The sequence below is a fragment of the Streptomyces sp. NPDC018000 genome (genome assembly GCF_044328025.1).
Classification (GTDB): Bacteria; Actinomycetota; Actinomycetes; order Streptomycetales; family Streptomycetaceae; genus Streptomyces.
In genome coordinates, this window is record NZ_JBIRGM010000013.1 from 103,936 (window position 1) to 116,386 (window position 12,451).

A 12,451-nucleotide genomic window follows, 5' to 3' on the forward strand; every position below is an offset into this window, starting at 1 on the left:
AAGCACGAAATGGCCACGAAGCCGCCCACAGGTGACCCGGTCCAGGATGCGCCACGGGTCGAGGCAGCACAGCACGCCGCCGCCGGACTGCCGGCCGTCGCCCACAGCCTGCTCATCGCCCAGCAGCAGATGGGCGTGCGGCGCACCGCTCAGACCCTCCTCAAGGTCAACCAGAAGAACGGCTTCGACTGCCCCGGCTGCGCCTGGCCCGAAGGCGACGAACGCCACACGGCGGAATTCTGCGAGAACGGCGCCAAGGCCGTCGCCGAGGAAGCGACACTGCGCCGTGTCACCCCCGAATTCTTCGCCGCGCACACGGTCGCCGACCTCGCCTCACGCAGCGGGTACTGGCTGGGTCAGCAGGGACGGATCACCCAGCCGATGTACCTCCCCGAGGGCGCCGAGCGGTATGAGGCGGTGACCTGGGAGCGGGCCTTCGACATCATCGCCGAGGAGCTGGGCGCGCTCGCCTCCCCCGACGAGGCCCTCTTCTACACCTCGGGGCGCACCAGCAACGAGGCCGCTTTCCTGCTCCAGCTCTTCGCCCGCGAGTTCGGTACGAACAACCTCCCCGACTGCTCCAACATGTGCCACGAGTCCTCCGGCTCGGCGCTGACGGAAACCATCGGCATCGGCAAGGGCAGCGTCTCGCTTCAGGACCTCCATCAGGCGGACCTGATCATCGTCGCCGGGCAGAATCCCGGCACGAACCATCCCCGGATGCTCTCCGCCCTGGAGAAGGCCAAGTCCGCGGGCGCAAAGATCATTTCGGTGAATCCGCTGCCCGAGGCCGGTCTGGAACGGTTCAAGAACCCGCAGACCCCGCTCGGCATGATCAAGGGCGCCGCACTCAACGATCTCTTCCTGCAGATCCGGATCGGTGGCGACCAGGCCCTCTTCCGGCTCCTCAACAAGATGATCCTTCAGACCGAGGGCGCCGTCGACGAAGCCTTCGTACGGGACCACACCCATGGTTACGAGGAGTTCGTGGCCGCGGCACGCAAAGCCGACTGGGAGCAGACCCTCGCCGCCACCGGCCTCGACCGCAGCGCCATCGAAGAGGCCCTCGCGATGGTCCTCGCCTCCAAGCGCACCATCGTCTGCTGGGCCATGGGCCTCACCCAGCACAAGCACTCCGTGCCGACCATCCGCGAAGTCGTCAACTTCCTTCTGCTGCGCGGCAACATCGGCCGCCCCGGCGCCGGAGTCTGCCCCGTCCGCGGCCACTCCAACGTCCAGGGCGACCGCACCATGGGCATCTTCGAACGGCCCGCTCCCGAATTCCTCGACGCCCTCGACAAAGAATTCTCCATCACCTCACCACGCCACCACGGCTACGACGTCGTCCGCTCCATCCAGGCCCTGCGCGACGGCGACGCCAAGGTCTTCTTCGCCATGGGCGGCAACTTCGTCGCGGCCACCCCCGACACGGACGTCACCGAAGCCGCCATGCGCCGCGCGCGCCTCACCGTCCACGTCTCCACCAAGGTCAACCGCTCGCACGCCGTGACCGGCACCCGCGCCCTGATCCTGCCGACACTGGGCCGCACCGACAAGGACGTCCAGGCGAGCGGCAAGCAGTTCGTCACCGTCGAGGACTCCATGAGCATGGTCCACGCATCGCGCGGCAACCTCACCCCGGCCAGCCCCCACCTGCTGTCCGAGCCCGCCATCATCGCCCGCCTCGCCCGCGCCGTCCTCGGCCCCGAATCCACCACCCCCTGGGAAGAGTTCGAGAAGGACTACACGACGATCCGCGACCGCATCTCCCGCGTCGTCCCCGGCTTCGAGAACTTCAACGCCCGCATCGCCCACCCCGGCGGCTTCACCCTCCCGCACGCCCCGCGCGACGAGCGCCGCTTCCCCACCACGACCGGCAAGGCCAACTTCACCGCCGCGCCCGTCGAGTACCCCGAGCTCCCCGAAGGCAGGCTGCTGCTGCAGACCCTGCGCTCGCACGACCAGTACAACACCACGGTCTACGGCCTCGACGACCGGTACCGCGGCATCAAGGGCGGCCGCCGCGTCGTCCTGGTCAACCCCGACGACGCCCGCACCCTCGGTCTGGCCGACGGCGCCTACACCGACCTCGTCAGCGAATGGAAGGACGGCGTGGAGCGCCGCGCCCCCGGCTTCCGCATCGTGCACTACCCGACCGCCCGGGGCTGCGCCGCCGCCTACTACCCGGAGACCAATGTGCTGGTCCCCCTCGACTCCACCGCCGACACCAGCAACACCCCCGCCAGCAAGTCCGTCGTCGTGCGCTTCGAGAACGTCCAGGGACAGACCACCCGGGGATGATCCGGCCGTACCCACAACCCACTAAGCGTTCGCTCAGTCGTCTGATAAGAACGATGCAGCAATAAAGCTATGAACCACGCAGACGATCGGAGCCGGACCCCATGGGCGAGCACACCACACCCAAGTTCCCCCAGGAGATCATCGACGAATACGCCGCCCTCGGCGTCGACCTGCCCGCACTCTTCTCCGCCGGCCACCTCGGCGAGCGGATGGGCGTCACGATCGTCGAAGCCTCCGCGGACCGCGTCGTCGGCACCATGCCCGTCGAGGGCAACACCCAGCCGTACGGACTGCTCCACGGCGGCGCCTCCGCCGTACTCGCCGAGACCCTCGGCTCGGTCGGCTCCATGCTCCACGGCGGCGTCACCAAGCTCGCTGTCGGTGTCGACCTGAACTGCACCCATCACCGAGGGGTACGGAGCGGACTCGTCACGGGCGTCGCCACCCCCGTACACCGCGGCCGTTCCACCGCCACGTACGAGATCGTCATCTCCGACGAGCACGACAAGCGGGTCTGCACCGCCCGCCTCACCTGCATGCTCCGCGACGCACCTCAGCCCGGCGCCGCCTGACCGAAACACCGCACGCAGCACCACACCACTGCCCGGCCGGACCACAATCCGGTCGGGCATACCCATATTCGCGCACAACTACCCTCAAAAAGCGCCAAGTCGAGCACCCAGGCACGTCAACTCCCTTGACTCCAGGCCTTGTTGTGTGACCCACTCATCACCCCCGCCACACGGGAACACCGTCCGCACACACAACGCCGCGTCAACCACACCCGCCCCAAAGTCACGCTGCGTAACATCGCGCCGATACGTACAGGCCGCCCCGCAGCACCCCCCAACCCGGCCCCGCGGACACCGGGCGACTCGCCATGCCCCCACACCCTCCCCCGCACCCACACCGCAGGACAGCAGCAAGATCACCTCAAGCCCCTTAGCAGAGCTGCGAGTTCTCAAAATACGGTCACTCCGGCGGCCGGTAAAAAGCCGTACATGTCCGCACAGCCACCTCAAGCCTTGCTCAACGGCATAACAAGAAAGTCACATCCTGCGGCGGACCCACCCCGCACCACCACGCCTGCGCCTAGAGTCACGGCCAGTCACCGCGCCGCCGGGCGCGTCACAGCACGGCCCTGTACCAAACCCGTACGGCCCGGCGAACGAAACGGCACCTCAAGCAGAGGAGGCCGCGCCAGGGAAAGGACCTTTCGTGCGACACCGTTCTTTGCTCATCCTCACCACAGCGCTCACCACAGGAGCACTGACACTCACCGCCTGCGGGTCGCGCGACGACAGCAAGAACAGCGGCAGCGGCGACACCCAGACCGTCGTCATCGGCGTCGACGCGCCCATCACCGGCGACCTGTCCGCCCTCGGCCTCGGCATCAAGAACTCCGCCGACCTCGCCGCCCAGACGGCCAACAAGGAAAAGACCGTCCCCGGCATCAAGTTCGAGGTCAAGCCGCTCGACGACCAGGCACAGCCCTCCGTCGGCCAGCAGAACGCCCAGAAGTTCATCGACGACGACACCGTCGTCGGCGTCGTCGGCCCCCTCAACTCCGGCGTCTCCCAGTCGATGCAGAAGCCGCTCAACGACGCCGGCCTCACCCAGATCTCCCCCGCCAACACCGGCACCGAACTCACCCAGGGCGAGAACTGGAAGACCGGCGACAAGAAGCGCCCCTTCAAGACCTACTTCCGCACCGCCACCACGGACCAGATCCAGGGCGCCTTCGCCGCGAAGTACCTCTTCAACGACGCGAAGATCAAGCAGGTCTACCTCATCGACGACCAGAAGCCCTACGGCGCCGGCCTCGCCGCCTCCTTCAAGAACACCTTCACCACCCTCGGCGGCAAGATCGTCGGCAACGACCACGTCAACCCCGACGACCGCGACTTCAACGCCGTCGTCACCAAAGTCAAGAAGTCCGGCGCCAAGGCCGTCTACTACGGCGGCGAGTACCCCGCCGGCGCACCCCTGAGCCAGCAGCTCAAGGACAGCGTCCAGATCCCCCTCATGGGCGGCGACGGCATGTACAGCGCCGACTTCATCAAGCTCAACAAGAAGGCCCAGGGCGACATCGCCACCTCCGTCGGCAAGCCCGTCGAGGAACTCGACTCCGCCAAGAAATTCATCGCCGACTACAAGACCGCCGGATACAAGGACGCCTACGAGGCCTACGGCGGCGGCACCTACGACGCCACCTGGGCCATCATCGAGGCCGTCAAAATCGCCGTCGCCGAGAACAACGGCAAGCTCCCCGACAACGCCCGCGCCAAGGTCCTCGAAGCCATGGCCAAGGTCAAGTTCGACGGCGTCACCGGCCCCGTCTCCTTCGACGAATACGGCGACACCACCAACACCATGATGACCGCCTACCAGGTCGACGGCGGCAAGTGGACCTCCAAGCTCAGCGAGGCCTACAAGCCCTGACCCCAACAGGGCCCTCCCGGCCAACGCACTGACTGACACCAGACCGCGCGGGAGCGCTACCAGCGCTCCCGCGCGGTGCCATATCCGAACCACTCCACGGAGGCCCTGCGGTGAACGAACTGCCGCAACAGCTGGCCAATGGACTCATCCTCGGCGCGATGTACGGACTCATCGCGATCGGCTACACGATGGTCTACGGAATCATCCAGCTCATCAACTTCGCCCACGGCGAGATCTTCATGATCGGAGGCTTCGGAGCTCTCACCGTGTACCTCTGGATGCCGGCCGGCGTCTCCCTCCTCGCGATCATCCCACTCATGATCATCGGCGGCGTCATCTGCTCCGTCACCGTCAGCGCAGCCGCCGAACGCTTCGCCTACCGGCCCCTGCGCGGCGCCCCCCGACTCGCCCCGCTCATCACCGCGATCGGACTCTCCCTCGCACTCCAGCAAGCCATCTGGAAGTGGTACCCCGACGCCAAGAAGGACCGCTCCTTCCCCCAGTTCAAGGGCGAAGCCATCGACATCTTCGGCGCCCACATCCAACGCGGTGACCTCTTCGTCCTCATCACAGCCCCCATCTGCATGCTCGCCCTCGGACTCTTCGTCTCCAAGACCCGCTCCGGCCGCGGCATGCAAGCCACCAGCCAAGACCCCGACACCGCAAAACTCATGGGCATCAACACCGACCGCATCATCGTCATGGCCTTCGCCATCGGTGCCGCGTTCGCCGCCGTCGCCGCCGTCGCCTACGGACTCAAAAACGGCCAGATCGGCTTCAAAATGGGCTTCATCATGGGCCTCAAAGCCTTCACCGCAGCCGTACTCGGCGGCATCGGCAACATCTACGGCGCCATGCTCGGCGGCGTCGTACTCGGCATCGCCGAATCCCTCGCCACCGGCTACATGAGCAACGTCCCCGGCATGGAACTCTTCGGCGGCGGCGCCTGGAAAGACGTATGGGCCTTCGTCCTCCTCATCATCGTCCTGCTGCTCCGCCCCCAGGGCCTGCTCGGCGAACGCGTCGCGGATCGGGCGTGATACGGATGACCACCAACCACACCACCGCACCCGGCACCGCGCCCCTCCTCCCGATGCCCACAACCGCAGCCCGCATCGGCACCCTCACCGGCGCAACCCTCGCACTCGCCGGCACCTTCCTCGCCTGGACCTGGACCAGCGAATTCCCCGGCGACCTCACCGTCACCGGCTACCCCGGCGGCCTCCAAGTCCTCACCCTCATCAGCGCCGCACTCACCCTGCTCCTCACACTGTCCGGGTACGGCATCCCAGGCCTCGGCTGGCTCACCCCCGGCGGCACCAACAGCCCCGTCCGCCTCCTCGCACTCGGCACCCTCGGCACCACCGGCTACACCATCGGCGCCATCGCGTACAACCTCGGCGGCGCCGTCAACCTGGAACCCGGCGCCTGGGTCAGCGGCATCGGCGCACTCATCGCCGCCATCGCCGCACTCGGACTCCCCGCCGACCAACCCATCTCCGACACCACAGCCGGCGCCTGGCAACGCTTCCGCAACAGCCTCGGCGCCCCACCGGCCCCCCGCGCCAAAGCACTCCCCGACTGGGCCGAAATCCTCATCATCGTCGTATCGTTCGGCATCGGCCTCTACGTCTTCGCCTACGGCATCGACACCGACTACACCGAACTCTTCATCGGCTTCCTCATCACCGCCGGCTTCGCCTTCACCGCACTCCACCGGGCCGGACTCATCTCCCGCCTCACCGCGCTCACCACCAAGCACCGCAACATCACCCTCGCCGCCGCCCTCGTCGCAGCCGTCTGCTTCCCCTTCACACAGCAGAAAGAGGAATACGCGCTCATCGGCGCCAACATCCTCATCTTCGCGACCGTGGCACTCGGCCTCAACGTCGTCGTCGGCCTCGCCGGCCTCCTCGACCTCGGATACGTCGCCTTCCTCGGCGTCGGCGCCTACGCCGCCGCCCTCGTCTCCGGCTCCACCATGTCGGCCATCGGCGTCGAATTCCCCTTCTGGGCCGCCGTCCTCACCGGCGCCGGCGCCTCGCTCGTCTTCGGCGTCCTCATCGGCGCCCCCACACTCCGACTGCGCGGCGACTACCTCGCCATCGTCACCCTCGGCTTCGGTGAAATCTTCCGCCTCACCGTGAACAACCTCAACGGCAACAGCGGACCCGACCTCACCAACGGCTCCCAAGGCATCCCCAGCATCCCCGACCTCAAATTCTTCGGATTCGACTTCGGACTCAAACACGACATCCTCGGCTTCACCCTCGGCAGGTCCGCCAACTACTACCTGCTCATGCTCGTCTTCACCGCCGTCGTCGTCCTCGTCTTCCGCCGCTCCGGAGAATCCCGCATCGGCCGCGCCTGGGTCGCCATCCGCGAAGACGAAACCGCAGCCACCGCCATGGGCATCAACGCCTTCCGGCTCAAACTGCTCGCCTTCGCCCTCGGCGCCACCCTCGCCGGCCTCGCCGGCACCGTCCAGGCACACGTCAACTACACAGTGACACCCGAGCAATACCAGTTCGCCGGCTCCGTACCACCCAACTCCGCATTCCTCCTCGCCGCCGTCATCCTCGGCGGCATGGGAACCCTCAGCGGACCCCTCGTCGGCGCCGCACTGCTCTACCTCATCCCGGCCAAACTCCAGTTCATGCAGGACTACCAGCTCTTCCTCTTCGGCGTCGCGCTCATCCTCCTGATGCGCCTGCGCCCCGAAGGCCTGGTCGCCGACCGCAGGAAACAACTCGAATTCCACGAGACCGACCAGCCCGACGTACCGGAGCCACGGCAGTCCGAAGAGACCGGCGCCGGCATCGCCAAGGCGGGGGCGTGACCACCATGACCACCACGAAAACCGCCACCACCGTCCTCGACGCGAACGGCGTGACCATGCGCTTCGGCGGCCTCACCGCCGTCCGGGGCGTTGACCTCACCGTCAACGCGGGCGAGATCGTCGGCCTCATCGGCCCCAACGGCGCCGGCAAAACCACCTTCTTCAACTGCCTCACCGGCCTGTACGTCCCCACCGAGGGCAAAGTCAACTACAAGGGCACCGTCCTGCCACCCAAGCCCCACCTCGTCACCCAGGCAGGCATCGCCCGCACCTTCCAGAACATCCGGCTCTTCGCCAACATGACCGTCCTGGAAAACGTCCTCGTCGGACGCCACACCAGGACCAAGGAAGGCCTCTGGTCAGCCCTCCTGCGACTCCCCGGCTTCACCAAGGCCGAACAAGCCAGCCGCGAACGAGCCATGGAACTCCTGGAGTTCATCGGCCTCCAGGACAAAGCCGACCACCTCGCACGCAACCTCCCCTACGGAGACCAGCGCAAGCTGGAAATCGCCCGCGCACTGGCCAGCGACCCCGGACTCCTCCTCCTCGACGAGCCCACCGCAGGCATGAACCCGCAGGAAACCCGCGTCACCGAAGAACTCATCTTCGCCATCCGCGACCAGGGCATCGCCGTCCTCGTCATCGAGCACGACATGCGGTTCATCTTCAACCTCTGCGACCGCGTCGCCTGCCTCGTCCAGGGCGAAAAGCTCGTCGAAGGCACCGCGACCGAGGTCCAGAGCGACGAACGCGTCGTCGCCGCCTACCTCGGCACCCCCTTCGAAGGCGCCCCCGGCGCCGAAGAACTCGCCGAGGTCGAAGCCGCCGAAGCAGGAACCACCAGAACAACCGACACCAACAGCACCACCGGCACCACCGGCACCGAGGAGGAGGACACCCGATGACCGCACTGCTAGAGGTCGAGGACCTCCGCGTCGCCTACGGCAAGATCGAAGCCGTCAAAGGCATCTCCTTCACCGTCGAAGCCGGCCAGATCGTCACCCTCATCGGCACCAACGGCGCAGGCAAAACCACCACCCTGCGCACCCTCTCCGGACTGCTCAAGCCGGCCGGCGGCCGCATCACCTTCGACGGCCAACCACTCAACAACATCCCGGCCCACAAGGTCGTCTCCCTGGGCCTCGCCCACTCCCCCGAGGGACGCCACATCTTCCCCCGGCTGACGATCACCGAGAACCTCCAACTCGGCGCCTACCTCCGCAACGACAAGGCAGGCATCGAAAAGGACATCCAGCGCGCCTACGACCTCTTCCCCATCCTCGGGGAACGCCGGAAGCAGGCCGCCGGAACACTCTCGGGCGGCGAACAGCAGATGCTCGCCATGGGCAGAGCCCTCATGTGCCGGCCCAAGCTCCTGATGCTCGACGAACCCTCCATGGGCCTCTCCCCGATCATGATGCAGAAGATCATGGAGACTATCGTCGAACTCAAGGCCCAGGGCACCACCATCCTGCTCGTCGAGCAGAACGCCCAGGCCGCACTCTCCCTCGCCGACCAGGGCCACGTCATGGAGGTCGGCAAGATCGTCCTCTCCGGCACCGGCGCGGACCTCCTCCACGACGAGTCCGTCCGCAAGGCCTACCTCGGCGAGGACTGACCCCACCCGCACAGACGGAAGAGGCCCGCACCCGGCAACCCGGATGCGGGCCTCCCCCATACGCCCACGGAGACTACTCGGCCTTCTTCTCCTCGGCAGCCTTCTTCTCAGCCGCATCCGCGATCAACGCCTCGGCAAGCTGCTGCATGGACATCCGCCGGTCCATCGACGTCTTCTGAATCCACCGGAACGCGGCAGGCTCCGACAGACCGTAATCCGTCTGCAGAATGCTCTTCGCCCGGTCCACCAGCTTCCGCGTCTCCAGCCGCTGCGCGAGGTCGGCGACCTCGCTCTCCAGCGCCTTCAGCTCCGCGAACCGCGACACCGCCATCTCGATCGCAGGCACCACATCGCTCTTGCTGAACGGCTTCACGAGGTATGCCATCGCCCCGGCGTCCCTGGCCCGCTCGACAAGATCGCGCTGCGAGAAAGCGGTCAGCATCAGGACGGGAGCGATGGACTCCTCGGCGATCTTCTCCGCGGCGGAGATCCCATCGAGAATCGGCATCTTCACATCGAGGATGACCAGATCGGGGCGGTGCTCCCGGGCCAGCTCGACGGCCCGCTGCCCGTCGCCCGCTTCGCCGACGACCGCGTAGCCCTCTTCCTCCAGCATCTCTTTGAGATCGAGACGAATGAGCGCCTCGTCCTCGGCGATGACGACGCGGGTCGTCAGCGGCGGAACGTGCGACTTGTCGTCGTCGGCGGGCTGGGGCGACTCGGGGGCGGTCACGGGGCTCCTCGTTACGGGGCAGATACTGCTCCCTTGAGCCTACCCACCTGCGGTATGGTGGTCGCGCAGCGGGTCGAAGAGCGCCTTCGATTCTGCGAGCCCCGGTAGTCCAATTGGTCAGAGACAATGGATTCAAAACCCATCCAGTGTCGGTTCGAGTCCGACTCGGGGCACTTTTCCTTCGATTCCAAGGTCGCCAAGGAATAGCGGAACTTCACATGAACGTGTGAATGCTTGCTTATTCCACCTGCGGGTCGTCGAGACCCGGACAGGATCGGCCCTGTGTACGACCTCGATACGCGCAAGCGTGCTCTGGCACTCCTCGCCCAAGGCTTCAGCCAGAACTCCGTAAGCAAGCAGACCGGCATTTCGCGTGCCGCCCTCCGCTCGTGGCAGACGCGAATAGAACCCCTCGGTTGGAACCGCGCTGCGGACTGTCCGAGGTGCGGCGACGTGCCAAGCGATCCCGAAGACCCCGCCGCGTACGCCTACTTACTGGGCCTCTATCTCGGCGACGGCTGCATCAGCTCCGCCAAAAGGGGCGTGTACTTCCTCCGTATCGCTTGCGCCGATGCCTGGCCGGGCCTCATCGACGCCTGCGCCGAAGCCATGCAGATCGCGCGTCCCGGAAACAAGGTGTTCCGGGTTCAGCGTCAGGGCTGCCAGAACGTCACGTGCCACAGCAAGCACTGGCCCTGCCTCTTCCCCCAGCACGGTCCCGGCAAGAAGCACGACCGCAAGATCGCCCTCGAACCCTGGCAACAGAGGATCGTGGATGCCCATCCATGGGAATTCATCCTGGGCCTCATCCACTCCGATGGATGCCGGATCACCAACTGGACCACGAAGCTCATCGGCGGCGAACGGAAGCGCTACGAGTACCCCCGGTACTTCTTCACCAACAGGTCGGACGACATCCGCAAGCTGTTCAGCGACACACTCACCGCTGTCGGGGTCGAGTGGACGACCCTCGCACGAGGGAGCAACCCGCTCAACATCTCCGTCGCCCGACGGGCGTCCGTAGCCCTCATGGACGCCCACGTCGGGCCGAAGTACTGACGATCGGCTACTTCCCGCCGTCGTCCTCGCCGATGCGGTGCACCCGGACCAGGTTCGTCGAGCCCGGGACGCCCGGCGGGGAGCCGGCCGTGATGACCACGACGTCGCCCTTCTCGCAGCGGCCGATCTTCAGCAGCTCCTCGTCGACCTGGGCCACCATCGCGTCCGTCGATTCGACGTGCGGGCCGAGGAAGGTCTCGACGCCCCAGGTCAGGTTCAGTTGGGAGCGGGTGGCCGGGGCCGGGGTGAAGGCCAGGAGCGGGATGGGTGAGCGGTAGCGGGACAGGCGCCTGACCGTGTCGCCGCTCTGGGTGAAGGCGACCAGGAATTTGGCGCCCAGGAAGTCGCCCATCTCGGCTGCCGCGCGGGCCACCGCGCCGCCCTGGGTGCGGGGCTTGTTGCGGTCGGTCAGGGGTGGGAGGCCCTTGGCGAGGATGTCTTCCTCGGCTGCTTCGACGATGCGGGACATCGTGCGGACCGTCTCGATGGGGTACTTGCCGACGCTGGTCTCGCCGGAGAGCATCACCGCGTCCGTGCCGTCGATGACCGCGTTGGCTACGTCGGAGGCTTCGGCGCGGGTGGGGCGGGAGTTGTCGATCATCGAGTCGAGCATCTGGGTGGCGACGATGACCGGCTTGGCGTTGCGTTTGGCGAGTTTGATGGCGCGCTTCTGGACGATCGGTACTTGTTCCAGGGGCATTTCGACGCCGAGGTCGCCGCGGGCGACCATGATGCCGTCGAAGGCGGCGACGATGTCGTCGATGTTCTCGACGGCCTGGGGTTTCTCCACCTTGGCGATGACGGGGAGGCGGCGGCCTTCTTCGTCCATGATGCGGTGGACGTCCTTGATGTCGCGGCCGCTGCGTACGAAGGAGAGGGCGATGATGTCGGCGCCGGTGCGCAGGGCCCAGCGGAGGTCTTCGATGTCCTTCTCGGAGAGTGCGGGTACGGAGACGGCGACGCCGGGGAGGTTGAGGCCTTTGTGGTCGGAGACCATGCCGCCCTCGATGACGGTGGTGTGGACGCGGGGGCCGTCCACTTCGGTGACTTCGAGGGTGACTCGGCCGTCGTCGACGAGGATGCGTTCGCCTGTGGTGACGTCGGTGGCGAGGCCGTCGTAGGTGGTGCCGCAGGTGTGGCGGTCGCCTTCCATGGGTTCGACGGTGATGGTGAAGTCGTCGCCGCGTTCAAGGAGTACGGGGCCTTCGCGGAAGCGTCCGAGGTGGATCTTCGGGCCTTGGAGGTCGACGAGGATGCCGACGCTGCGTCCGCTCTCGTCGGAGGCCTTGCGTACGTGGTGGTACCGCTGTTCGTGTTCGGCGTAGGTGCCGTGGCTGAGGTTGAGGCGGGCGATGTCCATTCCCGCTTCGACCAAGGTCTTGATCTGGTCGTATGTGTCGGTGGCGGGGCCCAGGGTGCAAACGATTTTGGCTCGGCGCATGGTTTGACCCTAGACCTT

Annotated in this window: 10 protein-coding genes and 1 tRNA gene; 9 read left to right on the top strand and 2 right to left on the bottom strand. The window is 66.6% G+C overall.

Translation table 11 applies throughout. The features are described 5' to 3' along the window. Positions 1-9: 9 nt before the first annotated feature. The 7 genes from ACH4EW_RS23885 (at position 10) to ACH4EW_RS23915 (ending at position 9,200) form a co-directional block, all read left to right on the top strand. Entirely contained in the window at positions 10-2,301 is a 2,292-nt protein-coding gene (locus ACH4EW_RS23885) for an FdhF/YdeP family oxidoreductase (protein WP_398260029.1), read from the top strand. 101 nt (positions 2,302-2,402) lie between these two features. Then, entirely contained in the window at positions 2,403-2,873 is a 471-nt protein-coding gene (locus ACH4EW_RS23890; RefSeq protein WP_398260031.1) for a PaaI family thioesterase, read from the top strand. Positions 2,874-3,534: 661 nt separating this feature from the next. Further along, on the top strand, positions 3,535-4,743 hold the full coding sequence (locus ACH4EW_RS23895) for a branched-chain amino acid ABC transporter substrate-binding protein (protein ID WP_398260129.1): 1,209 nt from the start codon (positions 3,535-3,537) through the stop codon (positions 4,741-4,743). 110 nt (positions 4,744-4,853) lie between these two features. After that, positions 4,854-5,783 carry a branched-chain amino acid ABC transporter permease gene (locus tag ACH4EW_RS23900; protein ID WP_398260033.1) on the top strand — a complete coding sequence of 310 codons (930 nt, stop codon included), beginning with the start codon at positions 4,854-4,856 and terminating at the stop codon, positions 5,781-5,783. Positions 5,784-5,788: 5 nt separating this feature from the next. Beyond that, entirely contained in the window at positions 5,789-7,582 is a 1,794-nt protein-coding gene (locus ACH4EW_RS23905) for a branched-chain amino acid ABC transporter permease (protein ID WP_398260035.1), read from the top strand. Further along, positions 7,579-8,487 (top strand): ABC transporter ATP-binding protein, encoded by a 909-nt coding sequence (locus ACH4EW_RS23910; protein ID WP_398260037.1) that lies wholly within the window; start codon positions 7,579-7,581, stop codon positions 8,485-8,487. Before ACH4EW_RS23905 ends, ACH4EW_RS23910 begins: the two co-directional genes overlap by 4 nt. Beyond that, the gene (locus ACH4EW_RS23915; protein ID WP_398260039.1) at positions 8,484-9,200 is read left to right on the top strand and encodes an ABC transporter ATP-binding protein; all 717 of its coding nucleotides are present in this window, start codon (positions 8,484-8,486) and stop codon (positions 9,198-9,200) included. The genes ACH4EW_RS23910 and ACH4EW_RS23915 overlap by 4 nt, the downstream gene beginning before the upstream one ends. 73 nt (positions 9,201-9,273) lie before the next feature. Here ACH4EW_RS23915 and ACH4EW_RS23920 read toward each other — a convergent pair whose 3' ends face one another. After that, positions 9,274-9,933, bottom strand: a complete 660-nt coding sequence (locus ACH4EW_RS23920; protein ID WP_398260041.1) for an ANTAR domain-containing response regulator — start codon at positions 9,931-9,933, stop codon at positions 9,274-9,276. A 98-nt stretch (positions 9,934-10,031) separates the two neighbouring features. On the opposite strand from ACH4EW_RS23920, the gene ACH4EW_RS23925 reads away from it, so the two are divergent. Together ACH4EW_RS23925 and ACH4EW_RS23930 are read left to right on the top strand one after the other, a co-directional pair. Next, a tRNA-Leu gene (locus ACH4EW_RS23925) sits at positions 10,032-10,106 on the top strand. A gap of 109 nt (positions 10,107-10,215) precedes the next feature. Continuing rightward, positions 10,216-10,992 carry a transcriptional regulator gene (locus ACH4EW_RS23930; RefSeq protein ID WP_398260043.1) on the top strand — a complete coding sequence of 259 codons (777 nt, stop codon included), beginning with the start codon at positions 10,216-10,218 and terminating at the stop codon, positions 10,990-10,992. Between the two features lie 7 nt (positions 10,993-10,999). On the opposite strand, the gene pyk is transcribed toward ACH4EW_RS23930, so the two are convergent. Further along, positions 11,000-12,433, bottom strand: a complete 1,434-nt coding sequence (gene pyk / locus ACH4EW_RS23935) for a pyruvate kinase (protein WP_398260045.1) — start codon at positions 12,431-12,433, stop codon at positions 11,000-11,002. Between the last annotated feature and the right edge of the window lie 18 nt (positions 12,434-12,451).

Excerpts from the sequence above, each read along its gene's own strand:
- ACH4EW_RS23885 (WP_398260029.1), top strand. The coding sequence starts at position 10 with ATGGCCACGAAGCCGCCCACAGGTGACCCGGTCCAGGATGCGCCACGG.
- ACH4EW_RS23890 (WP_398260031.1), top strand. The coding sequence starts at position 2,403 with ATGGGCGAGCACACCACACCCAAGTTCCCCCAGGAGATCATCGACGAA.
- ACH4EW_RS23905 (WP_398260035.1), top strand. The coding sequence starts at position 5,789 with ATGACCACCAACCACACCACCGCACCCGGCACCGCGCCCCTCCTCCCG.
- ACH4EW_RS23915 (WP_398260039.1), top strand. The coding sequence starts at position 8,484 with ATGACCGCACTGCTAGAGGTCGAGGACCTCCGCGTCGCCTACGGCAAG.
- pyk (WP_398260045.1), bottom strand. The coding sequence starts at position 12,433 with ATGCGCCGAGCCAAAATCGTTTGCACCCTGGGCCCCGCCACCGACACA.